Origin of the sequence: Flavobacterium sp. CAN_S2 (genome assembly GCF_015752255.1) — a bacterium.
In the GTDB taxonomy this organism is placed as follows: domain Bacteria; phylum Bacteroidota; class Bacteroidia; order Flavobacteriales; family Flavobacteriaceae; genus Flavobacterium.
In genome coordinates this window covers 150,054-174,357 of the sequence record NZ_JADOVA010000004.1, presented here as the reverse complement: position 1 = coordinate 174,357, position 24,304 = coordinate 150,054, and the positions used below count along the sequence as shown (strand labels likewise).

The window sequence follows — 24,304 nt, the reverse complement described above, 5'->3', positions numbered from 1 at the left end:
CTTAAATTTTTTTATGTTCAACGTAAGGGTGAAGCCATCGCCCTTTTATCATGTACAATTCATAAAATAAAAACCATTCGTGCGTCCATGGTATTATTGTGTCATAGATATGGGACTTACTATCATAAATAAAATCTTTAGGATAATATAGGCATAGACAGCCCTCTTCATACATATGAATGTCATCATCATAATCGATTGACGGATTTATAGGAAAAACTTTAGGAGAAGATCCAGGATCCCATTCAACTCGATAATGAAATATTGGCGAGTATTCCGAAGGTTGAACATAACCGAAACACATTAATTTTCCTTTCTCAACTTGAAATTTTAAAAATGGAAAATGCTTTTTTAATAACTTTTTTTCCAGAATAATTGCCAAATGTTTTTTTATCCCACGAAGGGGTATATAGGTTCTAATCGCCATAATTTCGGTGAGGTTTATGGGGCACTCCATTGGTTGTATTTATTTTACCAGCTTCATCTAAGTAGGCGGAATTGCTTAAAATCCGGTTTGCTGAAAACAATAGTGCTTTCTCTTTTGCATCAACATCTTCATCTATTCCAAGAGGAAAGCGCTCACCTAAAAATTTTCTCCAAATCTTAGATGATTTTAATTGATTATTTTCGTCTAAAGCTTCCTTTGCATCATCAACAAATTTATCCAACTCCTTTTTAAATTTATTCTTTTGATCTTGGTTAAGCTTTGATACAAGATCATCAAATGGCTCAACAGGAGAATTACAAACCACACCCCAAAAAAGCTTAGACTGAATATTTTTTAAAGTTTCATACAAGCTCTCATCATCCCGGTCTAATTTCTCTGAAAAATTATTTGCTGCCCAGACAGCAAAAGCAATTCCGCTTGGCATTTTAAAGTTGCATTTAGAAGCCCAAACTTTTAGATATTTAATAACTCGCACTAGTTGTCCATTTGAATCTTTATGACTTACTAACCATTTAATCATATGCCATGGATCATCCTTTATCCACCCATCTCCTTTTACGGCCATATAGGCATAATCTTCTCCTTTCACCTCATAATATGCTGGAAAATCAATATTGTATGCTGCTTTATAGAAAACCCTAATACACTTTTTTCTATTTTCTGCACCGTCAGCAGTATGATCCTTTACCGCATCGTAAATGTATTTTTGGACAGTTTCTCCTGTAACATTTGGTTTTTCTGGTAAAAACACTCCACGATCTGCATCATAAGTTCCGTCCTCCTTTATGATTATGGTTTTCATATCTTTTGCACCAGACCCTTGAGTGTAATAGGATACATTTTGATTGAGTTTGTCCTTTAATTTAGCAGTAATTTTCTTCTCAAGGGCTTCTCGGGAACTCTTCATTTTCTGCATTTCTGTAGTAGAAGGTGTAATGACTTTGTTAAAATCTAAAAAAAGTTTGCTGCAATTTGCCATAGCTTTCATTATAATGAGTTAATAATGAGGCAAAGAAAAATCATTCATCGCGAAGTGGATTTTCGCGATGAATGATTTTCATTTATTTTAGCATTATTTATATAGTTTTGATACTTCCTCAATCCTTGTTTTCAAATCGTTAACAATTTCGGACGGAGAAATTACTTGGACATTTGCACCAAAACCAAGTATCTTTTCATAGAATTCATAAGAAGGTTTGACATCAACTGAAATTCTCAATTCTTCATCATTGTCCTTTAGTATCTTTTGAGTTGGATGTATAGGAAGGGCCTTTATATATTTTCCTTGAAAAGCAGTAAATGAAAGGACTGTATTTATAGGAGCATCATCAGTTACTGTAATTCCAAATGAATATTTAAAGTAATCCTCAAAATCAAAATCATCTGGAAGAAATTTATCATCCAAAATTTTTAGTTCACTAACCCTATCTAAAGCGTATGTAATAACGCGGCCTTTGCGATTTTTCCCTAAGATGTACCATAAATGCCTGTCTTCCTTTAATAAGTAGGGCTGTAATTTTACTTCTTTAACCTTTTCATCATCAAACTTTTGATACTTGAATTCTATAATAGACTTAATATTAATTGCTTCAATTATGTTTGGGATCATGTGGCCGCCAGTTACTAATGGTGTTCTCTCGGTTTGCACAATAGATCTTGCTTTTTCAGCACTAGAAGAACCTTTGCTACTGGCAAGAACAGCTAATATTTTTTCAACGGCATTAGAAAAGTCCTTAAACACTTCATAGTCTTTATACTGTTTTATTGTATTAACATAGAATTGCAACGCATTTATATCTGCATCTTTTAAACCAAATGCTTTTATAGTATAGTCCGGATTAGAATAATAATAAGCTTTTTTTGATGTGTCTTTTTCGATCGGAGCATTATATCCTAAAGCGATACTATTCCTCATGTCATTAATGTCATTGTTAATTGTTTTCGTCGACACCTTAATTTCTAACTCATATGAAATTGCTTTCTGAATTTCAGAAGTTTTCACTCGATCACCCTTGGATAAGAGTGTGTCTATGACTTGGTACCTTCCAAGTTGTTGTTTTGTAATAGCCATAGTTCTACTTAATTTGTTCTCTAAAATGTTCAAATAACATAACCATCGCAAGAGTATCTAGCTCACAGTATTTTAAAAGCGCAACACTTAATTCGTTTAATTCTGCGTCACTTATATCAACATATTGCATTTTTCCATAAGCTGTTAGTGCAGCACCACCATCAGCTAATTCATCCATTCCTGAAACCAATTCATCAAGTTCTTCTTGAGTCCATTCCTCAAATAACTTTGGTAATTTTTTATATGGGTTTTCAAAAAGAGTGCCATCGTTGGTAAGCCAAACATGAGTATCTGGCAAATTTTGACTACTTAAAGCTATATCTTTTAAGGGTTTGGAATATTTAGTTTGTAAGTATTCACATGAATTAAGTATAGCAGGTAGAACATATTTAAGTGAGTTAGAACCTTTAGTTAATGGATTGTAATAGTACTTTTTAAGGACATCCCATAAATCCACCATATCTCTTTCCCCAGCCCATTTTTCAGTACTATCAACTTTAGAATGTGATATACTTTTTATGAAGGATATTAGCTCTGGTGCATCAGGTTCACTTGAGCTGTTTAACTGATTGCAGATAACATTGACTATAGTGTTTTCATGATTAGAATATCTGAAAATAGTACCATTATCATTTCCGAGAGCTACCCTCAAAGATCGTATAAAATCAAAATTTGGAAAAGTTCCTTTTGTATTATTGAGATATTGTTGGGAGTGCTCAATACTACCATCTTCATAATAAGTATGCACCGAGAATTGAAAAGCGATTTGTTCATATGGTCTTCTACCAACTGTAAATGGTAAAGGCACAGCACTGGTTTCAAAATCAATAAAATGCAATGGGTAATTCCAACCTGCAATTTCGTCTCTAAGTCCTTCAACATCAACATAAATGGATTTGTCTGAATCTACCTCCTTCTTTATCTGAATCCATTGTCGCTCACTCATAGACAAGTTGCCGGCTTCTGATTTCAAACCTATATTATCCTTAGTTAGCTCGTCCATAAAATAGACACCTCTATCAAATAATTCAGCTCCTTTTCTGAATGACCACACATCAAATATCTTGGGCTTACTAAATTCTGGCTCATCCCATTTATGCTGCCTTTGAAAGCACTCCTTAAAACCGGATTTTAAATTTTTATCATCTCCACTTGTTACAAATTCACATGATTTACAGTTAAAGGAAGTCGGCCAATTGGCATAGGTATTATTCAAATAATTCTCTCTTAGAAGACGAACTGCATTAGTGAAATTCAATTCAGGCGAATAGACTAAATCATCATTGATTATTCGAGATACAATTGATGAAACATCTTTACTTCCCAGTACACTATCACCTGCATCTGCGAGAGAATCAATCATTTTCACTACACCGGTTCTATTACCTGCTTTTTTACTTACCCTAAAAAACTGGTTAAGGCCTTCCACTGTAGCTTTTTTAGATTTATCAGCCATCATAATTAATGAATATACACTCCACTCAGGAAAACACAATTGGATTACATATTTTTGAAACGCAATATCAAATAAGTATGGTTTCCATCCAGCTATTATTCCGCCTTGCTTGCCAACAAAAAGATAATCATCAATAGGGTCAAATGATTTCGATTTAACTTCAATAAGCTTAATCTGAGTACCTTTTTTTAAAAGTATATCGGTTCTTATAAACAATCCATTATGCAAAAATGCGGCTTCATAGATAATCACATTTTCTTGTTGCAATAATTCTTGAGTCTGTGTCCATAATGATTGATAATCTCCATCTTTTCCTTCAATCAAAATACCTCCAGGATAGTGCATCCTGGCATACTCCTCAATTTGAAATCCTCCTTCAGCCAAAGCAAGGAGAAATGGGTCTTCTTGTTTTTTATTTACATATTCTTTTTTACCTGTGTAGAACAGTTTATTTGGACATTCCAAACCCAATTTAAATCTTGACTTACTTAATACTCTCATAATTAGTTGATATAATTAATAATTGCTAGTTCCTCAACTTTGATTAAAGAGGCTAGATATTCAAATTTTAATTTTCATCAATGTCTTAAAGTGGTATTTGTGACAAGATGTAATAAAAGTAACACATTTAATAGCCACATTATTTAATAATTCGACAAACTATTAAAATAAATCGTTTAAGCGTAAATTATTTAACACATTGGCGCGAAATTGTAACGCGAAGAAATTTTGAAGAAAAGAATCCTGACCGCGCAGACTTATCACCACAATCGTTCGCGCAGTTATTTACATGTGTACTCAAATCAAAACAAGTCTAATTAAATGCTTATTAATACGAGTCATTTCGTGTTTACAATATATTATAGAATTAGAGTTTAAATAAAATTTTAATGCTTTCTACGAACTATTTTTTATTGCTTAAAATCCAATCGCTTTTTTATAGAAATAGTAATATTGTAATCTAAATCGCCTATATTTACCTTGTAATTAAACACAAAACGCATCAAACGGAGGTTTTTAGAGGAATTGACGTTGTAGGCAATGCTAACGCAGACCGTTCAAAATAAATTTTTTATACTAATCAAAAATGAAAACCAACTTTTTTTCCAACTTATATCTTTGGTTATTAGTAATAACTTTACCATTAACTGTATTTTCGCAATCGACTGATTTTAATATTCAAGATCTAAAGTTTGAAAGCCAGGGAATCATTCTTGCAGGCTCAATTTTAATGCCTAAAAATCCAATTGCTGCTGCTGTAATTGTTCATGGGTCAGATCCTGTAAAAAGAGAAATGGAGTTCGCTAAACGTCTAGCTCAGGATGGTATTGCTGTTTTAACTTATGACAAACGTGGAGTTGGAGAATCTGCTGGTGTATACGCAGGGCCATCGGTTGGTACGAATAATATTGACACTGGTAATCTTAATTTATTATCAGATGATGCAAGCGCAGCAGTACATACATTTCGAACCTATTTAACAGATAAAAAAACACCAATTGGATTAGTTGGCTTCAGTCAAGCAGGATGGATAATTCCAATTGCTGCAAGCAAAAATCCGCAAATAGAATTTATGGTTTTATTTAGTTGCCCTACCATTACTACCTTAGAACAGCTTCGATTTCAATTTTATACTAATGGGAATACTACTTTTTGGGAAAATCATTCAGAATCAGATGCTCGTGAGCATATAAAAAATGACCCGGATAGGTATCAATTTACAGCTACTGACCCTAAAATTTCCTTGAATACTCTTTTGATTCCTGGACTTTGGCTTTTTGGTGAGAAAGACATCCAAATTCCGGTAAAGTTGTGCATCGAGCAATTAAATACATTGAAAGCGCTAGGCAATCCTTTCGACTATACATTGTTTTCTAAATTAGGACACAATACATCTTCTGACAATGATAGAGAACCTGTGGACATTTCAATACAATGGATAAAACAGAAAGCTTTGAGCATTAAGAAGTTTAAAAAATAAAAATAAAGCAGTGTTTACAAAATGAGTTTTGGGGCAGTCGGGTAGAAGCACTAAATTTAACGGCAGTTTTTCAATTAAACTTTAATAGTAATATCAACTTTCTTAGTGCTCTATTGTATTGCGAAGCGCCTTAAACTTTTTGTTCAATCGGAGCGTTTTTAACTCACTTAATTACAAAAAATGGCCTTTTACATTTGGATAGCTATTGGTATAAGGTACTTGTCTAACTGTAATCGGAAGCATTCGAAAGAGTTTGAATTATAGTTCAAAGTACATACCTTTACTATGTAGTTACTAAAATAAAGTTCGTTCAAGGCTTTTATCCTGATGATTGGAGTGAAATTAAGCTAGAAGTAGAATGCCCTTCAAAAAAAAATAAAAAATGGAAAAATACATACGTCAATTAATTACAATACAATTTGAAGACAAAAAAGAAAATTTTAGTGGTTTTCTAATTGATTGGACGGAAGATTGGATTTTATTGAAAAATAATCCGGTCGATTTTATAATTGATGGCTACACGATCTTGAAAAATAAAAATGTGAAGGCCATTATTCAGGATAAAGATCATGAATTCACAGAAAGGGTAATTAAATTGAAAGGGTTAAAAACAAGTGCCGAAGAAATAATTCCGCTACAGGATTTGTCCTCCATCATCCACTTTTTAGCCAGTAAGTATACTATTTTTCAAATTGCGACTAAGTCTGACAAAGCGGTTTATTTAGGTAAACTCATAGAGCTAAATGAAGAAGAACTTGTCATCGATTTTTTAGGAACAGAAGGACAGTTTGACGGTGAAATGAGTTTCAAGCCCAAGAAAATTAGAGTGATTGAATTTGATACGGATTACATCAACTCTTTAAAACTAATTGTTGACGAGGACAAGAAAAAGTGAGTACTTGTGACTTACGTATTACTTTCATTAGACTTTAGGAAAAAAAATAGTTCAGGGGAGTTATCCAGCTGCGAAGTAAATTGGGGAGGCGACCTTTTTTTGATTATAGCAGAGACGTAAAGTACATACCTCATTTATCTAATTCTATTTTGTAGTCTCGAAAAATCTATAGTACCTCAGCAATTAAATCTGACGAGTAGGATATAGCAAAAAAAGGAGGCCTTTTAAAGGGCCTCCGATTGTAGATTTTGATTCACCATTTATCAAATCATGCCGTTAAGTATGAAATGACTATTTGAATAAGCTTCTCTTCTCAGATGGTTTTACTCAAGTGATCAATCAAAACCACACTCAAAGATACAACTAATGAAACAATAATCAATTGATAATAAGTATTTTAACTTTTATTTAGACTATTGTTTATGGATGGGTAGAGACTTTAAATTTTTGACTTTAGCTGTTGGATTGGTTATGAGTTTCCTATTTGAAAATTGATCGTAGCAAGGTGGTTAGTTAAAGTAGCGGCTAATAAAAATGCCCTCCAGAAAATCCGGAGGGCTAATCATTAAATAAGAGTTTATTTTTTTGATTCTTCTATAGAAACTTTTCTAAACTCTTTTAAAAGTTTTTCCAGCTCCAAAGTCGATTTACGAGCTCTCGCTCCAGCAGCTTTTACACCTTTTTCAGTCAGTAATTCAGATTCTGTTTTGAATGTTTCGAATTCAGAATTGATTTTTGCAACTAAATCTTTCATAATAGTATCGTATTAAATTAGGGCGTAAAAATAAAATTTTGGTTTTTATACCGGCATGTTTTCATGTTAAACTTACTGATTTATAATCGAAATTTTTCGCTAAGGGCAAAAAACACATTTTATACTTGATGCTTAATAAATTACGTATTGCCTTCCTTTAGCTGTTCAATAAAAAAGGACGTAGGCATACCTGTTTTTGTCAAGAAAGCATTTGCGAATCGTTGGGTACTACTAAATCCTGCTTCTTCAGCCAATGCTTTATTGGTATAATTTCGTGTTTTTTTGTCCTCTTGTAGCAAAGTTATCAAATAATCAATTTTAAGAGCATTGATATACTTCACAAATCCTTTTTCCTTATAATGTGCGATAATTTTGGACAGGTATTTATTGTTAGAATTGAAGGCAGCTGCTAATTTTACCAGTGTTATATCTTTTTCTAAGAACTTCTTATCGCGTTCGAATTTATCCAATTGTTTCAAAACATTGTTCACGGTATCCACATTGATATCTAGTATTTCAGATTTGTCATTTTTAAGTTTTGTTTTGTTTCTGTTTTCATCCTTAATTTGAACCATCAACTCATTAAATTTTTGCTTGTATACCGCACGATTCTTAAAATGCCGGTACGTCATGAATAGTAACCCTGCAAAAAATACTACAATGACGCTGATAAAAATAGTGTCGTTATACTTTTGACTGAGTAGTTCTGCCTTCATTTTGTCTTTTTCTGTAACTATAACTTTCGTGTCATATTCCTTATGCACTTTGCCTATTAAATACTTGTTGGTTTCTTTTAAGGTTTTAACCGCTGCGAGTAATTGGTCAATGTAAAACAATTGCGCTTTCAGATTATCCTTTGTTTTGTAATAGGCAATCAATAATTGATACACTTCCAGTAGGTCTGGTCTAATATATCCTTTATCCTGAAAAGTTCTGTGAACCTTTTGGAAATAGGATATTGCCTTATCTGATTTTTCTAGTTCCCAAAAGCTCTTTCCAATGTAAAAATTTCCTACTGCCACATTTGCATAATCTTTCTTCTGGCTTATTTCTTCAAGCGAGGTTTGAATTTTTTTGATTGCTACATCATAATTTTTCTTGCAATATTCATTTATTCCCTCTGAATGAATGAAATAGGGAGTCATTTCGGGTGTTTTTAATCTTTTGCTTTCAGAAATACCAATTTTATTGGTTTCTGTGCATAAGCCATAATTTCCTATTTTATTGTAACAAAGGCCTAAAGAATGTAGTGAATTTAAGTAAGGCCTTGGGTTTTCATTTTTATAATACGCCACACATTCTTTTAACAAAGAAATTGCTTCATCGTAAAATCCTAAGTAATATTTGACTTGACCCATATTGTACTTCACTTTGTGAATCAGGTAGTCATCATTAGTTTTAGTGATATAATTGTTGGCAATGATGTAATTATCCAGTGCATTACTTAGTTTTTTCTGGCTGTAAAATACAATACCTTTTGAAAGGTAAGCTGATCCAATAAGGGCTGGATCTTTCCTTTTTTTTGCAGCATAAATCATACTATCTGCATATTGTAGCCTAATATTATTTGGAGATTGATGCAGTGCATTCTGGAACCCATTTACCAATTCTTTCCAGTTTTCCTCGTTCTTCGCTTTCTTTATGTAAATATTTATATAAAAAAATGCTTTAGCAGTATCTTTTGTTAGCGAGTAGCTCCTATCTTCAAAGTAAACATAGCTTTTGTTTTGAAGCGAATCTGGTATTTTGAATACCTTTTTTTGACTAGTAACGCAATGTGCTGTAAGTAGCAATATCAGTAATACATAATTTTGTTTCATAGTACGTAGTAGGTTAGGGATAAATTACTGTGTTCTATAATGAATATAATAGGTGTGATGATAAATAGTACAAATCAGTACTTATTATCGGGTGTTTCAAAAATAAGATAAACAATTGTTAAATAGGTGTTTATTTGATAAAAATATGGTGTGGATTTCCATGAAATCAATACGCTAATTCGTGGAAACCCATAGAGATTGTGTTGCAGGGGAGTTGATGAGCGAATAGATTTGCTTCGAATTCAAAAGCAAAAAGTTTAGCAAAGTGCTAAATAAAAGTTCTGCTTACCCGGGTGAAATGAACTGAGAAGAAATTCTCGGTCCCATTTTAAAAACATTAATCATGAAAAATTATCTATTATGCGCTATTTTATCATTCGCTGCTATTTCCTGTTCCACTGAAGCTGAAGTTGATCCTTCTGTAACTTCCGATTCTAATCCAAGTATATTACACACCAAGTCACAGATTCCGCACAATAATGCGAATCCTTTCGAGGGAAGAGGTAAGGAGTATTTTGATTTGCTTACTATTTATTTGGACGCTAACAAAGTTCCAAATTCAGCTAGTGAAATGACAGAGCAAATAAAGTTTATGTTCCAAAATTACGATACTAGACTGTATACGAGTCGAAGTACAGCATCATTAACCTCTAAACAGGTTACGATGGTGCTTAGTGAACCCGAAAAACAATTAATAGCTATTCTTGAAAATGGCTCTTTAAGTTCGGAGGCCAAAGAGGAGTTGATCAATTTTGTACAAGCTTTACTAATGCAACAAGATAGTGAATATGTGGAGCAGTACAACTATATTGTTTCCTATGAAACTAAGATTTTAGAAAATAAAACTTTGAGTGCGGTTGAAAAAGAAAGTATTCTTTCTGTAGCATCGGTTTCTAGGTATGCACTTTATGCCAATTCTAAACATAGAGATAGAGATTGGGAGATTTCTGTAGCCAATCGTAAAGCGCAACCAGCATTCAATTCGTATCAAGCTACTATTATTTCTGTTATCCTATTATCAAAAAAGCTTTTATAAAACTGTAATTCGATTGCAAACAATCCATTTACGAGAATGAAATTAAAAATCATTTTTTACTACACATTGGTTCTTTTAAACCTTGTTAGCCTCTATTTCATCATCGCTCTTTTTAGCTATGATGAAATGGTAGGTTATCTTATAGGTGGCGTTAAACATGTTGATAGTCCAAGGAAATTGGCCTATTTATTTTTTATAACATCACTGTCCAATCTCTATTTTGTGGTTTTAGGTTTACTGGAATATTTTTTCAATAATCAAAAATAATGCACCTCGACTATACCTATCGAACATGTAAACTGTCACCAGCATGATAAATGAATTAATAAATAGTGAATTAAATGAAAGTCCTTACCATGGACTGCAATTCTGCATCATCAAAAAGTATGTGTTAAAAACGGATTCCCAGGAGTCTTTTATTGTCAATAATTTTTGCATTTTACTTATAAAATCTGGTGCTTTTAAAATTCAGTTAAAAGATACCGTTCATGATTTATCAGCCCAAGATCTAATTGTGATTCCAAAAAATACGTTTTTAACTTTATTGGATGCAGAAGACAAACTGAAGTTATATCTAATAGCATTTACCGCTGAATTTGCCACTCAGAATTGTTTCAAGAAAGAGTTAGTTAATGCGTTTTATTTTTATATCGCAAGGCCTTCCCTGAAAATTACATTGGATCAAAAAGATTTTTTAGTTCTATCACTCATATACAAACTTATTTATTTTATAAGGAAAGAGGGTAAACTTGACGGCATAGAAGCGGAATTGCAACGCATTAGTTTTAATTTACTGTTGTACGAATTGCGATCAATTCATGCTAAATATACTTCACAAGCCGCCTTGAATTTCAACAGAAAAGAAAGGATATTGATACAATTTTTTACCATATTATCCATTCACTGTAAAAAGCAGCATAGCGTTAAATTTTATGCCGGTTCGTTGTTTATTACTGCTGGATACTTGAGTAAAATTGTAAAACAGATCACCGGAAAACCGGTTAAAATTTTAATAGCAGAATCTATTATTGCAGAGGCGAAAAATTTACTGGAAGATTCCCAGTTATCAGTAGCCGATATAGCTGAAGAGCTTTCTTTTAGTAATTCTTCCACCTTTTGTGTTTTTTTTAAAAGACATACATCCATTGCACCATCTAGATATCGCACAAATGCTATCGAAAGGTTGAAGAACCAGTAGTTTTCGTTGCATTTAATTGTAAATTAAAACAATAGCATAATGATAAAAACCCACCCATTAGAATGGTTAGATTCTTTGATTTTGCAAACCTTTGACCCAAAGAATACAACTAGCAGTTCAATATCAGAAAGTACTTTGTCGTTAACGTCCGAAAATATTGCCAAAGAATCTCAAAAGATTCAGTTCCAACTCAAGAATGAAGTGTTTTCCTTAAGGAAGAAAAGGCAAATTCGACTTTTAATTCGAAAATATCATTCTACACTTATCTTTTTGCTGGATAATGTTATTGAAAATCGAAAAAATACAATTTTTAATGCTCCAAATTTATCAACTAGCATCGACACTATAATCAGTGCTTTAGAGGAACTACTATCTTTTATAGAAATCCGTTTTGCTACTTATCTGAGTTTGGACGAACGCGTACCGATCACTTATCTTATTGTTTCCAGAAATGAATTGCATTTAAAACTGGAGAAGCTTCAAAGAAAAAAATGGCAGAATGAAATTCATCAAAATATCATGGAGTCTGTCATCTCCGTTCTTTACCAACTAATCCAATCTAACAGAAGTTATAAAATTACATACAGACAGATTCTCTATCAAAAAGAACTCTTTAAAAGTATCGATGATTTCGATGAATCTGAAAAAAGTGTAGACATTTATACCTCTTTGGATGAATTGCTTATTCGTTTGAATTTTAATGCTCAAGTTTACATCACTTGTTTGATTAATAGAATTGTCAGCAATTTAGATATGCAAACTACTTTAACTGATAGGATGAGTAAGCTACTTTTTATTTTTAAGGAATTTCGTCAGTTATATTCTAACGAGAGCATTATGTTTGAGCCCAGCCAGCAAAATATTAAAAGTGTTTTACATAATTGGTTCAAGCATGAAGTAGCCTATTTAGAGAGAGAAATCGAATTAAACGCAAGTTCGAGAATTGGTGTGCAAACCAAGCACATTGATGCAACGGTAGCTTTAGATAATAAAATTGAGTGCATATTATCGACCGATCAAATGGGATTAATTCTGAGAGCTACCGATGAATCCCGGATTTTGAAAGCCAGATCGATGAGCCAAATATTTAAAACCATCGTACCATATCTTTCTACCCCTTTTAAAAAGGATTTATCCTATCAATCCGTTAGAAGCAAGTCTTATAATGCAGAAGAAAGAGACAAAGAGATTGCTATTCAGACTTTAGAAAAAATCATAAAAAAGATAAAGTCGTATTAGCTATACTACTAGTAAATCCTAGACCACACAAGACTTAATATTATTGCTAACTACTTTAATTAAAGGGTACAGAAGGGTACAGATTAAAGTTGTACTTGTAGTATTGACTTTCAAATTGTTCCTTTGAAATATAAAATAAATCATTGCCTAGGGTTAATGTTTTTATTACTATCAAGGAAGTTAAACATTTAATAAAGAACGTATGTTAACAAACATTTCATGGGTCAATTATTTACTTGTAATTGTCCTGCTTACAGCAAGCTGGTACTTATTTGTAGGCTTTCGATTTTATTTTACAGAACTGAAAGATCTAATAACGGGGAAAAAAAAGTTTTCAATTCGAAGTTTTCCTCAAGTTCAATCAAAGGTAGGTTATCTGGAATCTCCGAATGGTATTCCTTCAGCAATCAATGAAACTCAGACCGACCAAACATTTCAAGATGTAGAGGATTTGGTAGAAAAATTGAAAAATCTTGTTGCAGATGCATTGCAAAGAAAACTCCCCAAAAAGGAATTTATGTATTATCTGAGTTTGGTTCTCCATGAATTTCCGACTGTAAAGAACTCGCCCTTTCGATCTTCAATCTGCGAATTAGTAGCGTCTGAATGTGATAAACTCGAGATGATTCATGTAACGCAACAGGAAGTGCATGTGTTATGGGATGCATAAATTAAAATTCTATTGCGGAGGAATTATCCCTGTTTGCTCTTATGCGGTATGGCTTAATGTGACAGGAAAAAGAGTGTAGTAACAGCGGTATTCCTCTGCTTTTTAGTACTTAAAACAAAACTTTAAAAATGATGTATTATGAAAAATCGCGGGAGGGAATTACAGAAGTTTACAGTAACAAAAATTCGATTTGTTTTAGCTGTGCTGCTATTATTTGTTGGCTATGTCACGGCTCATGCGCAAGACGGGGTTGCTGGAATTAACGAAGCCAATCAAAAGGTAAGAAGCTATTTTGATGCAGGTACAGAGCTTATGTATGCCGTAGGTGCAATACTGGGTTTGATTGGAGCTGTAAAGGTTTATCAAAAATGGAATGCTGGTGATCCTGATACCGGAAAAGTAGCGGCGGCTTGGTTTGGCAGTTGCGTTTTTTTAGTGGTGGTCGCTACGGTGATCAAATCTTTCTTTGGGGTTTAAATGTGTTACAGGTCACAGTTTTTAATATTTAAAGTAACAATAGTATCCATGGCAAATAGTGTATATCAAATCAATAAAGGTATTAATCAGAGTATTGAATTTAAAGGTCTTAAAGCACAATATATCTGGTATTTAGGTGGTGGCGTTATAGTTCTTCTATTCCTGTTTTCAGCACTGTATATCATTGGTTTGCCATCACTGGTTTGCGTTGGAGTGGTCGGTGGATCAGGAACTATTTTAGTTGTAAAAGTATATAAGATGAGTCGTAAATATGGGGAACATGGCATGATGAAAGCTTTAGCGAAAAGACAAGTTCCTGAAGCCATAAGAATTCACAGCCGTCAGATTTTCAAAATGGAAAAATAGCAATCTCCAAAAATTATAAACAGGTAAAAGCGATGAAGATGGAAAAGATGATAGATGATATTTTACCGATTATGGATGTGGAGCATGATTGTATTCTCTCGAAACAAGGTGATGTGACTGTAGTATTCAAGGCAGAATTGCCGGAAATATTTACGTTGTCAGACCAAGAGTATGAAGCATTCCACCAAGCCTGGCTCAAGGCTATAAAATTACTACCAAAGTTTAGCGTGTTTCACAAACAAGATTGGTTTATTGACAGCAAGTTTGAAGCGGATTTCAGAAATGAGGATACCAGTTTCCTAACCCGCAGCAGTGAACGGTTTTTTAACGAGTGTCCTTTTTTGGATCATTCCTGCTACATTTTATTAACCAAAAAACCAGGCGGCAGGAAAAAATCAAGTTCCTTGTTTTCCAATTTACTTCGAAGTTCAATAGTTCCAGAAGAAACATTACAAGCACAACTGCGTCAGGAATTTATAGACAGTACGGGTCAGTTCAGACGAATTTTGGAAGATAGCGGTTTTGTAAAATTAACGCGCTTAACAAATGATGAACTGAGAAGTCAAAGCCGAAAGATAGGAATTATAGAGCGTTACTGTTCCCTTTCTGAAAAGGAAGAATCTATTGTGTATCAAGATATTGGATTCAGTGATGGATTGCAGGTGGGCGATAAACACTGTCAAATTTACACGCTGGGCGATGCAGCGGATCTTCCCGCTCTTTGCGGTTCCAGAATAAATTTTGATCGATACTCCACTGATAAGACCAAATTCAGCATCGGATTCGCCTCTACGTTAGGACAATTGCTTTCCTGTAATCACATTTACAACCAATATATTTTCATAGAGGATGCCCAAAAAACACTGCAAAAGCTGGAGAGTAAAAGATTGCGCTTGCAGTCCTTATCGGCGTACAGCAGGGAAAATTTAATTGCCCGTGATGCTACCAATGATTTTCTAAATGAAGCAATTGGTCAGCAACGCTTGCCCGTTAAGGGTCACTTTAATGTTTTGGCATGGGCATCGGATAAAGAAGAGCTGAAGACTATAAAAAATAAGGTGTCATCAGCGTTGGCTCAAATGGACGCAGCCACAAAGCAGGAAACTGTTGGAGCCGCTCAAATATATTGGGCAGGAATTCCCGGTAATGCAGCTGATTTCCCTATGAATGACACTTTTGATACGTTTGCGGAACAGGCGGTGTGCTTCCTGAATATGGAAACCGGATACCGTTCCTCTCTTAGCCCTACTGGAATACGTTTGGGCGATCGTTTGACTGGGAAGCCAGTGCATGTTGACATCAGTGATGAACCCATACAAATGGGAATCTGTACCAATCGGAACAAGTTTATATTAGGTCCTTCAGGAAGTGGAAAATCATTTTTCACCAACCATATGGTGAGAAGCTATTACGAACAAGGAACCCATATTGTGATAGTGGATGTCGGGCACAGTTATAAGGGGTTGTGTGACATGGTGGGTGGGTATTATTTTACTTATGATGAAAAGAATCCAATCCGCTTTAATCCTTTTTACATCAGTGAAGGAGATACATTGGATACAGAGAAAAAGGAAAGTATTAAAACCTTATTGCTGGCCTTGTGGAAAAAAGACAACGAAACCTTCAATCGAAGTGAGTATGTAGCATTATCCAATGCGTTACAATTATACTATGAAAAATTGGAGGCAGATAAATCGCTGTTTCCTTGTTTTGATAGTTTTTACGAATTCTTAAAAACTGATTTTGTCCAGGTGCTTGAAGGCGATAAGGTAAAGGAAAAGGATTTTGATGTAACCAATTTTCTCTACGTTTTGCGCCCGTATTACAAAGGCGGAGAATTTGATTATTTGCTCAATGCTACTGAAAATTTGGAGCTCATGAAAGAGCGTTTTATTGTGTTCGAATTAGATAACATTAAGGATCATCCGATACTTTTCCCAGTGGTTACCATAATTATCATGGAGGTATTTATCAGTAAAATGCGCAAGCTTAAGGGCATTCGAAAAATGATATTAATCGAAGAAGCTTGGAAAGCTATTGCTAAGGAAGGTATGGCTGAATATATCAAGTATTTATTTAAGACTGTTAGAAAATTTTACGGAGAAGCTATAGTGGTCACACAGGAAGTAGAGGACATTATATCATCGCCAGTGGTCAAGCAGGCAATCATCAATAATAGCGATTGTAAAATATTGCTGGACCAAAGTAAATACCAGAATAAATTCGACCAAATTCAGGAATTGCTAGGTCTAACGGAAAAGGAAAAAGCATTGGTGCTATCGGTTAATAAATCAAATGATCCAGATAAAAAATACAAAGAAGTTTTTATTTCGTTGGGAGGCATGCTCTCTAAAGTCTATCGCACAGAAGTATCCCTTGAAGAGTATTTAGCGTATACAACTGAAGAAACAGAAAAAATGAAAGTACAGGCTTACGCCAAGAAATTCGATGGTGATATTAAAAAAGGGATTGCGGCACTTGCGAATGATTTGCGTCAAAAATAATGACAGTAAAAAAGAAGTTGCAGTTTTAAATACTTGATAAACAAAAAATTACTACTTATGAACGCAAAGAAAAACATGATGGTGGGTCTACTTTGTCTATTACTGCTCAGTATCCCTGCCAGACCAGCAACAACAGTGGTAGCCGTTCCTATAATTGGGTTAATAAAAGATGCCGTTGCTGCTGTCATAAAAGCAATTGATCTTCGCATCCAGCGCTTGCAAAATAAAACGATTTGGTTGCAGAATGCCCAAAAGAAATTGGAAAATGTCTTGTCCAAAGTGAAACTGGATGAGATATCCAACTGGACGCAAAAACAAAAAGAGTTGTATAAAGGATACTATGATGAACTCGCGAAGGTCAAATCCATTATAACTTATTATCAGCGAATAAGGGATATCACCCAAAAGCAAGTTCGGCTTGTTGCTGAATATGAAAGAGCTTGGAAACTGTTTCAGCGGGACGACCATTTTAAGGCCGATGAATTGGTATACATGCAAAAAGTATATTCAGGGATATTAAATGAAAGTATGAATAATATTGATCAGATATTTTCAGTCGTAGAATCCTTTACTATGCAAATGACTGATGCTAAACGGCTTGAAATTATCAATACTGCAGCCGATCTAATTGATGCTACTTATTATGATCTTTCTCGGTTTAACAGGCAAAACATACAATTGAGCCTTCAAAGAGCAAAATCAAATAACGATGTGAATGCCATAAAGAAATTCTACGGTATTCCCAATTAAAAAACTAAAGTCATGAAAAAGATAGCAGTTTTGATACTCCTTATAGGACTTTTCAATGTAAACATGCGCGCACAGGCAAAACAAAGAGAAGAACTCTTAAAGCAAATTGCAGCCTTTAAAGTGTATATCGGATATGCTCAAAAAGGATATTCCATCGCAAAGAAAGGGCTTAACGTGATAGGTGATTTTAAACGAGGGGAATTGGATCTTCATCTTGATTATTTCAACTCTCTGAACACTATTAATCCAAAGATAAAAAACTATTCCAGAGTTGCTCAGATCATTGCACTTCAAGTAAAGATTCTGAAGAGTTATAGTCGCACCATGCGCTATGTGAATCAAAACGATTTATTTCATGGTGACGAAGTGGCTTATGTTAAAAGGGTTTTGGATCGACTGCTTAAAGATTGTGATGGAACAGTAGATGAACTTACTGCAGTACTGACAAAAGGGAAGTTGGAGCTCAAAGATGATGAACGATTAGAAAGAATTGATGCACTCTATCAAAATATGCTGGAGAGTGAAAGTTTTTGTGATGATTTCAGCAATCAAACCAGAATGATGGGTTTCTCCAGGAGCGCTGAATCCAAAGATGTAAAAACCAGCCATGCGTTGCAGGGCTTAAAAGACCGTATACCATGAAACGACTACTGATTGTACTTATCATGCTGGTGGGACTATTGTTTCCCAGTCAAGCTGCTGCTCAATCTCAAGAAATGCAACAGCTAATTCTGAATATCGAAAAGCTAGCTCAATTCAAACAGATTCTGACTGATATGAAAAAAGGCTATCAAATTCTCAACGGAGGCTACAATGTTGTTAAAGATCTGTCCAAAGGAAATTTTAGTCTGCATGAAACATTTCTTGATGCGCTGATGCAGGTCAGTCCAACTGTTAGAAAGTATAAGCGAGTGGGTGAAATCATCCACTATCAAGTACTGTTAGTAAAAGAATACAAAGCTGCATTTAATCGATTCAGGAACAGTGGCAATTTCAATCCAGAGGAAATTGCTTATCTCGAAAAGGTCTATTCGAAGCTATTTAAAGAGAGCATAAGAAATCTGGATGAGTTGACCTCGGTCATTTCTGCCAATACCCTGCGAATGTCAGATGATGAAAGACTTGCCGCCATTGACAAGGTATACGCTGACATGCAGGACAAGCTCTCTTTTCTTCGGAATTTTAACAACAATACTTCCGTATTAGGCATTCAACGAACTAAAGAACGCAATGACATCAATGCAATGCGTAGCATCTACCAAGTAAATAATTAAATACAAATTGCTATGATGAAGAGGAGTAAGGCTATAGTATCTATTACCGCAGGGATGTTGTTGCCTGTAACTAGCCATGCCCAAGGAATGGCGAATGACATGAATAGCTTACATAGCGTACTGGACCAATTGTATGACGAAATGATGCCTCTGTGCAGCAACCTTATCGGAGTTGGGCAGGGAATCGCAGGATTTGGAGCCATATGGTACATCGCCTCTCGGGTTTGGAGGCATATTGCAAGTGCTGAACCCATCGATTTTTATCCGCTGTTCCGTCCATTTGTAATCGGATTCTGCATTATGATTTTTCCTTCGGTGCTGGATTTAATTAATGGAGTGATGAAACCCACGGTTACAGCAACCGCATCAATGGTGGAAGGCTCTAATAAGGCTATTGGACTGCTGCTTAGAAAAAAAGAAGAGGCGATCAAAGAAACGGATTCCTGGAAGATGTATGTGGGAGCAGATGGCAGTGGCGATCGAGACAAATGGTATAAATACACCCATGATGATGCCAATCCTTCTGAGGAAGGAATTATGGAAGGAATCGGAAATGATGTGAAATTTGCAATGTCTAAGGCCTCATTCAATTTTCGTAATTCAGTAAAAGAATGGATGAGTGAAGTATTGATGGTACTATTTGAAGCTGCTTCACTTTGCATTGATACCCTTAGGACCTTTCAGCTTGTCGTACTCTCTATTTTGGGACCGCTAGTTTTTGGTATATCGGTTTTTGATGGTTTTCAGCACACACTGACGGTCTGGCTCGCGCGGTATATAAATATCTATTTGTGGCTTCCCGTAGCGAATATTTTTGGCAGTATCATAGGAAAAATTCAAGAAAAGATGCTTCAACTGGACATCGCACAAGCGAGCGAATACGGAGATACCTTTTTTAGTAAAACAGATATGGCCTATTTGGTGTTTATGATTATTGGCATCATCGGGTATTTCACCGTTCCCTCCGTCGCTAATTATATAGTTCATGCAGGTGGTGCAGGGGCGTTGGGTCAAAAAGTGACCAGTATGTTCAACAACTCGGCAAATTCTGCGGTTAACAGCGCATCTTCAGGTGCGGGAATGGTGGTGGATGCTATGGGCAATGCTGCTGGACGAATGTCTCAAAGTCTATCTGGATCTAGTGGCTCCTCGCCGTATTTCAAAGATAAAGACAGTTATATGGGCGATAAATTAAAAGGCAATTCCTAACCTCTAAAAAACGGATTATGTTTAGCAAAATGAAAAATATTGATACCGCCTTTCGGCATGTTCGAAGCTTTACAATTGTGGTTGTTGTCGGAAGTATTATACTGAGCTGTTTTGCTATGTACAAAAGTTTTGCTTTGGTAGCGCAGATGCAGGATAAAGTTTACATACTGGCTAATGGTAAAGCATTAGAAGCGTTTGCTTCAGACAGAAAAGACAATATCCCGGTAGAGGCAAGAGACCACGTTATGACTTTTCATAAATTATTTTTCACTCTCGATCCCGATGATAAGGTTATAAAAACCAATATTACGAAGGCATTATACCTCGCAGATGACAGTGCAAAACGTATTTACGATGATTTAAAAGAGAATGGGTATTATTCCGGTATTATTTCCGGTAATATCAGTCAGACGCTAGAAGTGGATAGTGTAGCTATTGATATTAATAAATATCCATATCATTTCCGGTGCTATGCCACTCAGAATATCATCAGAACGACCAGTATTGCGCACCGTAGCCTTGTAACAGAGGGCAATCTTCGGAATGTTTCCCGAAGTGACAACAATCCGCATGGCTTTTTAGTCGAGCGATGGAATACAATTGAAAATCGAGATTTGAGCACCGAGAACCGTAAATAAATACACTACCGATATGCTATACAAATTTAAAAATGGCACCACGCAAGACCCTGCAGGAAAAGATCGAACTAAAATCAGACTATTGCAACAATTAGATGAAGCCAACCATCGGTTGCAATACAAATTTGCAGATTGGCTGGAGAGAAAGACGGCACATTGGTCCCGCAGAAGTTGGACAATAATTTTAATCTTTTTTACAATTGCAACCAGTAGTTATAGCATTTATGTGATGGTAGATAGCTTTTCTGAACCTGATGTCAGTTCTATACCGATTACACGAATTGTAAAGACTACAAATACTATACAAACCCATGAAAAAATGGATCAGTTAAAAGTACTAATTAGTAAAGGGGAAGATGAAAAAACGATCCGCTTTCGCCGGTATATGGACAGTTTAGGGCGCAGTCCGACAGGGAAAAAATAAAGGACAGCATCAATCAAAATCGTCCAGGACTACTAGACAGCTTGGACAAAGTAGACAAGTATTACCATTTACAAAATAAAAAATAATATCATGGAAGCAAAAATGAAATCACCAAAAATGTTAAGACAGCGCAAAATACTTTTAATCATGCCATTACTAGTACTGCCTTTTCTCACTATTATATTTTGGGTTTTGGGAGGCGGCAAAATGAATGCTGCGAACTCCTCACTCACCGAGAAAAAAGGGTTTAATAGCACGCTTCCGGATGCAAATTTGAAAGAAGGGCTGGATTTAGATAAAATGCATTATTACGATCAGGCAGCACTTGATTCCTCAAAGCTAGAAGAGCTTATTAGCAAAGATCCCAATTACCTCAGTAGAAATTTTCTTGAAGATTCCACAAAAACCGGTCGCACATCTCATTATCAAATACCTTCCGGAAATAGCTCACGAGCACTAAATGCTTTAATGTACCGAGACCCAAACGAAGCAAAAGTGCATGAAAAGTTGGAGGCACTTCAAAGAGTTATTAATACGCCAGTTGCTCCGACATCAAGGCGAAACGATCTCCATTATGCAGAAAGTAGCGAAAGCGCGCTGCATTCCGAAGACGTTAACAAGTTGGAAGAAATGATGCAGTCGATGAATACTCAAAATAATGAACCGGACCCTGAATTGAAACAACTTAGTAGCATGCTGGAAAGTATACTGGATATACAACATCCTGACAGAGTTCAGCAAAAATTAAGGAAGGTTTCTGAATCCCAAAGAGGACAAGTATTTTCAATTGCCAGCTCGGAAGGGGACACTAGTATTTCTTCGCTGCAAGTTACCCCACCTGGCAGTACCACATTTAATGGGAGGAATAAACAGAACGCATTTTATTCTTTGGATGAACCAGTAGTTGTGGAGACCCTTCAAAATGCAGTAGCAGCGGTAATTCATGAAACACAAACTATAGTAAATGGTTCCACAATAAAGTTAAGGCTGAGTACTGCTGTCTTTGTTAATGGAGTAGAAATTCCAAAGAATAATTTCCTGTTCGGAATAGCCTCTTTACAAGGAGAAAGGCTCATCATAAAAATTAATAGTATTCGGTATAAGAATGCTTTGTTTCCAGTTGAACTTACTGTCTACGATTTGGATGGACTTCACGGCATTTACATGCCTGGAGCTATCAATAGAGAATTAGCTAAAGCATCAGCAGACCGCTCTGTTCAGACTCTTGGTGTTCCATCTCTTGACGATTCATGGGGAGTACAAGCAGCTGGTGTTGGTATTGAGGCGGCGAAAACCCTATTCAGTAAAAAAGCCAAGCTTGTCAAAGTAGTAGTGAAGGCAGGCTATCAGGTTTTATTACGAGACGAAAAGCAAAAACAAAACGAATCTAATTAAAAACTAAAAATTAGTAATTATGAAAAAGATCAATGTAATGCTAATGGTGTGTTCAGTACTCATTACCATCGGTGCTTTTGCCCAGCAAAGCAGTAAAAACAGTCTATCGGAGATTACGCCCAATTCTCTGTCCATTGGGTATTCCAAAACGACCAATATTGTATTCCCTTACGCCATTAAAAGTGTCGATCGTGGTAGCGCGGATATTTTGGTTCAAAAAGCCAAAGGCCTTGAAAATATAATACAGATTAAGGCTGCTAAGATGGACTTTATCCCAACCAATCTAACGGTAGTGACAGCTGATGGCAAATTGTATTCTTTCCTTCTACGATATGATGAGCAAAATGCCAATTTAAATCTCTCTATGAATACGACTGAACCGTTCCAACAGAACGTTTTATTTTCTGTAGGGATTGGCAACGAAAAGGAATTAAAGCTTTATTCCAAGCTGGCCTTGTATGACAAAAGTAAGATTGAAGGTGGTAAAGAGAGCAGATATGGTTTGAAATTACACCTCAATGGAATTTTTATCCAAAATGATATAATGTATTACAGGATAGTAGTGGCGAACCACTCCAAAATAAAGTATGATGTTGACCAGTTTCGATTTTTTATTCGAGATAGTAAAAAAATAAAACGAACCTCCTCTCAGGAAATCGAAATTTCACCACTTTATATTCTTAACAACTATGAAACAATTGACGAAGAATCTGAAAATACATTTGTATTTGCGGTGCCAAAATTCACTATTCCGGAGAAGAAATATTTAGTGCTACAGCTGATGGAAAAGAATGGTGGCAGACATTTGGTAATTCAGGTAAAAAACAAAAAATTGGTACAGGTTTCTGTACTGCCTAAACTGTAACTAATTATTAATCATTTAAATTAAAAAGTCATGAACGATAAAAATTTTGAATACCTACGCGATCAGGTAAAGTACACCGGTTTCGGTGAAGGATTAGAAAGTGAGTTAAAGGAAAAAATGCAACAGCAAAAACCAAGCTTTACGTTGACACACAATTCTCAATATGGCAACGATAGTGCGACAGCAACATTGAATTTTAAGAAGTCGGATCAGAGTGATATGTATTTCTTTAACTCCTATAAAGTGGATTTGCAAAAAGAAAATTCTAAAGAAGCATTAGAACAGACTTTTTATATCAATAAGGGCAGCAATATTACCATGAAGGAAGCCTACAACCTCATGGAAGGAAGAGCAGTTAATAAAGATTTAACCAGTAAAGAAGGTCAGGTTTATAACACATGGGTACAAATGGATTTTAAGGAATCTGACAGTGCGGGCAATTTCAAACTGAATCAATATCATCAAAATTATGGGTATGATTTAGAGGCAGCGCTGTCCAAACATCCAATCAAGGAACTGGATACTGCTAAGTTTAAAGAAGATTTAACGGATTCCCTGAAAAAAGGAAACTTACAATCGGCCACTTTCTTGAAAGACGGTAAAGAAGTCAAGCATTATATTGAAGCTAATCCACAGTTTAAAACTATCAATGCCTACGATGGAAATCTTAAACGCATTGACAACCGCCAGACGAAAGAGGAAAAGCAATCAGAAGGACAAAATACCTCACAGAAGCAGGATAATAAAAAACAGAGTCAAAATACTAATGACGATGGACCTGCTGCTCCCCAGGAAGCCAAAAAGAGAAAAAGAAAACAGTCTAATTCAATGTAG

Annotated in this window: 24 protein-coding genes; 18 read left to right on the top strand and 6 right to left on the bottom strand. The window is 35.2% G+C overall.

Annotated features, from left to right (window positions below; genetic code table 11):
• Nucleotide 1: 1 nt before the first annotated feature.
• The 4 genes from IWX80_RS12595 to IWX80_RS12580 all read right to left on the bottom strand — a co-directional run bounded on the left by IWX80_RS12595 (nt 2) and on the right by IWX80_RS12580 (nt 4,476).
• Nucleotides 2-427, bottom strand: a complete 426-nt coding sequence (locus tag IWX80_RS12595) for a hypothetical protein (RefSeq protein WP_196853727.1) — start codon at nt 425-427, stop codon at nt 2-4.
• Nucleotides 417-1,436, bottom strand: coding sequence for a CBASS cGAMP synthase (locus IWX80_RS12590; RefSeq protein WP_196853726.1), 1,020 nt, complete (start codon nt 1,434-1,436; stop codon nt 417-419). Before IWX80_RS12590 ends, IWX80_RS12595 begins: the two co-directional genes overlap by 11 nt.
• Before the next feature lie 84 nt (nt 1,437-1,520).
• On the bottom strand, nt 1,521-2,519 hold the full coding sequence (locus IWX80_RS12585) for a helix-turn-helix transcriptional regulator (protein WP_196853725.1): 999 nt from the start codon (nt 2,517-2,519) through the stop codon (nt 1,521-1,523).
• Between the two features lie 4 nt (nt 2,520-2,523).
• Complete coding sequence (locus IWX80_RS12580; protein ID WP_196853724.1) at nt 2,524-4,476, bottom strand: DUF2779 domain-containing protein; 1,953 nt, start codon at nt 4,474-4,476, stop codon at nt 2,524-2,526.
• Nucleotides 4,477-5,062: 586 nt separating this feature from the next.
• Between IWX80_RS12580 and IWX80_RS12575 the strand changes: the two genes are divergently transcribed.
• Nucleotides 5,063-5,956, top strand: a complete 894-nt coding sequence (locus IWX80_RS12575) for an alpha/beta hydrolase family protein (protein WP_196853723.1) — start codon at nt 5,063-5,065, stop codon at nt 5,954-5,956.
• Between the two features lie 382 nt (nt 5,957-6,338).
• Nucleotides 6,339-6,851 carry a hypothetical protein gene (locus IWX80_RS12570; RefSeq protein ID WP_196853722.1) on the top strand — a complete coding sequence of 171 codons (513 nt, stop codon included), beginning with the start codon at nt 6,339-6,341 and terminating at the stop codon, nt 6,849-6,851.
• Between the two features lie 577 nt (nt 6,852-7,428).
• Here the strand turns inward: IWX80_RS12570 and IWX80_RS12565 are convergent.
• Together IWX80_RS12565 and IWX80_RS12560 are read right to left on the bottom strand one after the other, a co-directional pair.
• Nucleotides 7,429-7,605, bottom strand: a complete 177-nt coding sequence (locus tag IWX80_RS12565; RefSeq protein WP_196853721.1) for a histone H1 — start codon at nt 7,603-7,605, stop codon at nt 7,429-7,431.
• A gap of 140 nt (nt 7,606-7,745) precedes the next feature.
• Nucleotides 7,746-9,425, bottom strand: coding sequence for an AraC family transcriptional regulator (locus tag IWX80_RS12560; protein WP_196853720.1), 1,680 nt, complete (start codon nt 9,423-9,425; stop codon nt 7,746-7,748).
• Nucleotides 9,426-9,768: 343 nt separating this feature from the next.
• Here IWX80_RS12560 and IWX80_RS12555 point away from each other — a divergent pair, with 343 nt between their 5' ends.
• The 16 genes from IWX80_RS12555 (at nt 9,769) to IWX80_RS12480 (ending at nt 24,304) form a co-directional block, all read left to right on the top strand.
• Complete coding sequence (locus IWX80_RS12555; protein ID WP_196853719.1) at nt 9,769-10,461, top strand: hypothetical protein; 693 nt, start codon at nt 9,769-9,771, stop codon at nt 10,459-10,461.
• A 310-nt stretch (nt 10,462-10,771) separates the two neighbouring features.
• Nucleotides 10,772-11,659: a helix-turn-helix domain-containing protein gene (locus tag IWX80_RS12550; protein ID WP_196853718.1), complete on the top strand. Its 888-nt coding sequence runs from the start codon at nt 10,772-10,774 to the stop codon at nt 11,657-11,659.
• A gap of 39 nt (nt 11,660-11,698) precedes the next feature.
• The gene (locus IWX80_RS12545; protein WP_196853717.1) at nt 11,699-12,898 is read left to right on the top strand and encodes a hypothetical protein; all 1,200 of its coding nucleotides are present in this window, start codon (nt 11,699-11,701) and stop codon (nt 12,896-12,898) included.
• A gap of 202 nt (nt 12,899-13,100) precedes the next feature.
• On the top strand, nt 13,101-13,568 hold the full coding sequence (locus IWX80_RS12540) for a hypothetical protein (RefSeq protein ID WP_113637013.1): 468 nt from the start codon (nt 13,101-13,103) through the stop codon (nt 13,566-13,568).
• A 138-nt stretch (nt 13,569-13,706) separates the two neighbouring features.
• A complete protein-coding gene (locus tag IWX80_RS12535; protein WP_113637010.1) occupies nt 13,707-14,045 on the top strand; it encodes a DUF4134 domain-containing protein in 339 nt (112 codons plus the stop codon).
• 48 nt (nt 14,046-14,093) lie between these two features.
• Entirely contained in the window at nt 14,094-14,411 is a 318-nt protein-coding gene (locus IWX80_RS12530) for a DUF4133 domain-containing protein (protein WP_196853716.1), read from the top strand.
• Between the two features lie 38 nt (nt 14,412-14,449).
• On the top strand, nt 14,450-16,915 hold the full coding sequence (locus tag IWX80_RS12525; RefSeq protein WP_196853715.1) for a TraG family conjugative transposon ATPase: 2,466 nt from the start codon (nt 14,450-14,452) through the stop codon (nt 16,913-16,915).
• A gap of 57 nt (nt 16,916-16,972) precedes the next feature.
• On the top strand, nt 16,973-17,665 hold the full coding sequence (locus IWX80_RS12520) for a conjugal transfer protein TraI (RefSeq protein ID WP_196853714.1): 693 nt from the start codon (nt 16,973-16,975) through the stop codon (nt 17,663-17,665).
• A 30-nt stretch (nt 17,666-17,695) separates the two neighbouring features.
• Entirely contained in the window at nt 17,696-18,307 is a 612-nt protein-coding gene (locus IWX80_RS12515) for a hypothetical protein (RefSeq protein WP_334682354.1), read from the top strand.
• On the top strand, nt 18,304-18,939 hold the full coding sequence (locus tag IWX80_RS12510) for a TerB family tellurite resistance protein (RefSeq protein WP_113637000.1): 636 nt from the start codon (nt 18,304-18,306) through the stop codon (nt 18,937-18,939). Before IWX80_RS12515 ends, IWX80_RS12510 begins: the two co-directional genes overlap by 4 nt.
• A gap of 12 nt (nt 18,940-18,951) precedes the next feature.
• The gene (gene traJ, locus IWX80_RS12505) at nt 18,952-20,148 is read left to right on the top strand and encodes a conjugative transposon protein TraJ (protein WP_196853712.1); all 1,197 of its coding nucleotides are present in this window, start codon (nt 18,952-18,954) and stop codon (nt 20,146-20,148) included.
• Nucleotides 20,149-20,165: 17 nt separating this feature from the next.
• Nucleotides 20,166-20,786, top strand: coding sequence for a conjugative transposon protein TraK (gene traK / locus IWX80_RS12500; protein WP_196853711.1), 621 nt, complete (start codon nt 20,166-20,168; stop codon nt 20,784-20,786).
• A 13-nt stretch (nt 20,787-20,799) separates the two neighbouring features.
• The gene (locus tag IWX80_RS12495) at nt 20,800-21,210 is read left to right on the top strand and encodes a hypothetical protein (RefSeq protein ID WP_196853710.1); all 411 of its coding nucleotides are present in this window, start codon (nt 20,800-20,802) and stop codon (nt 21,208-21,210) included.
• 90 nt (nt 21,211-21,300) lie between these two features.
• Nucleotides 21,301-22,605, top strand: a complete 1,305-nt coding sequence (gene traM, locus IWX80_RS12490) for a conjugative transposon protein TraM (RefSeq protein ID WP_196853709.1) — start codon at nt 21,301-21,303, stop codon at nt 22,603-22,605.
• Nucleotides 22,606-22,624: 19 nt separating this feature from the next.
• Nucleotides 22,625-23,470, top strand: a complete 846-nt coding sequence (gene traN / locus IWX80_RS12485; RefSeq protein WP_196853708.1) for a conjugative transposon protein TraN — start codon at nt 22,625-22,627, stop codon at nt 23,468-23,470.
• Nucleotides 23,471-23,500: 30 nt separating this feature from the next.
• Nucleotides 23,501-24,304 (top strand): hypothetical protein, encoded by an 804-nt coding sequence (locus tag IWX80_RS12480; protein WP_196853707.1) that lies wholly within the window; start codon nt 23,501-23,503, stop codon nt 24,302-24,304.

Excerpts from the sequence above, each read along its gene's own strand:
- IWX80_RS12595 (WP_196853727.1), bottom strand. The coding sequence starts at position 427 with ATGGCGATTAGAACCTATATACCCCTTCGTGGGATAAAAAAACATTTG.
- IWX80_RS12590 (WP_196853726.1), bottom strand. The coding sequence starts at position 1,436 with ATGAAAGCTATGGCAAATTGCAGCAAACTTTTTTTAGATTTTAACAAA.
- IWX80_RS12585 (WP_196853725.1), bottom strand. The coding sequence starts at position 2,519 with ATGGCTATTACAAAACAACAACTTGGAAGGTACCAAGTCATAGACACA.
- IWX80_RS12580 (WP_196853724.1), bottom strand. The coding sequence starts at position 4,476 with ATGAGAGTATTAAGTAAGTCAAGATTTAAATTGGGTTTGGAATGTCCA.
- IWX80_RS12575 (WP_196853723.1), top strand. The coding sequence starts at position 5,063 with ATGAAAACCAACTTTTTTTCCAACTTATATCTTTGGTTATTAGTAATA.
- IWX80_RS12570 (WP_196853722.1), top strand. The coding sequence starts at position 6,339 with ATGGAAAAATACATACGTCAATTAATTACAATACAATTTGAAGACAAA.
- IWX80_RS12565 (WP_196853721.1), bottom strand. The coding sequence starts at position 7,605 with ATGAAAGATTTAGTTGCAAAAATCAATTCTGAATTCGAAACATTCAAA.
- IWX80_RS12560 (WP_196853720.1), bottom strand. The coding sequence starts at position 9,425 with ATGAAACAAAATTATGTATTACTGATATTGCTACTTACAGCACATTGC.
- IWX80_RS12555 (WP_196853719.1), top strand. The coding sequence starts at position 9,769 with ATGAAAAATTATCTATTATGCGCTATTTTATCATTCGCTGCTATTTCC.
- IWX80_RS12550 (WP_196853718.1), top strand. The coding sequence starts at position 10,772 with ATGATAAATGAATTAATAAATAGTGAATTAAATGAAAGTCCTTACCAT.
- IWX80_RS12545 (WP_196853717.1), top strand. The coding sequence starts at position 11,699 with ATGATAAAAACCCACCCATTAGAATGGTTAGATTCTTTGATTTTGCAA.
- IWX80_RS12540 (WP_113637013.1), top strand. The coding sequence starts at position 13,101 with ATGTTAACAAACATTTCATGGGTCAATTATTTACTTGTAATTGTCCTG.
- IWX80_RS12535 (WP_113637010.1), top strand. The coding sequence starts at position 13,707 with ATGAAAAATCGCGGGAGGGAATTACAGAAGTTTACAGTAACAAAAATT.
- IWX80_RS12530 (WP_196853716.1), top strand. The coding sequence starts at position 14,094 with ATGGCAAATAGTGTATATCAAATCAATAAAGGTATTAATCAGAGTATT.
- IWX80_RS12525 (WP_196853715.1), top strand. The coding sequence starts at position 14,450 with ATGGAAAAGATGATAGATGATATTTTACCGATTATGGATGTGGAGCAT.
- IWX80_RS12520 (WP_196853714.1), top strand. The coding sequence starts at position 16,973 with ATGAACGCAAAGAAAAACATGATGGTGGGTCTACTTTGTCTATTACTG.
- IWX80_RS12510 (WP_113637000.1), top strand. The coding sequence starts at position 18,304 with ATGAAACGACTACTGATTGTACTTATCATGCTGGTGGGACTATTGTTT.
- traJ (WP_196853712.1), top strand. The coding sequence starts at position 18,952 with ATGATGAAGAGGAGTAAGGCTATAGTATCTATTACCGCAGGGATGTTG.
- traK (WP_196853711.1), top strand. The coding sequence starts at position 20,166 with ATGTTTAGCAAAATGAAAAATATTGATACCGCCTTTCGGCATGTTCGA.
- IWX80_RS12495 (WP_196853710.1), top strand. The coding sequence starts at position 20,800 with ATGCTATACAAATTTAAAAATGGCACCACGCAAGACCCTGCAGGAAAA.
- traM (WP_196853709.1), top strand. The coding sequence starts at position 21,301 with ATGGAAGCAAAAATGAAATCACCAAAAATGTTAAGACAGCGCAAAATA.
- traN (WP_196853708.1), top strand. The coding sequence starts at position 22,625 with ATGAAAAAGATCAATGTAATGCTAATGGTGTGTTCAGTACTCATTACC.
- IWX80_RS12480 (WP_196853707.1), top strand. The coding sequence starts at position 23,501 with ATGAACGATAAAAATTTTGAATACCTACGCGATCAGGTAAAGTACACC.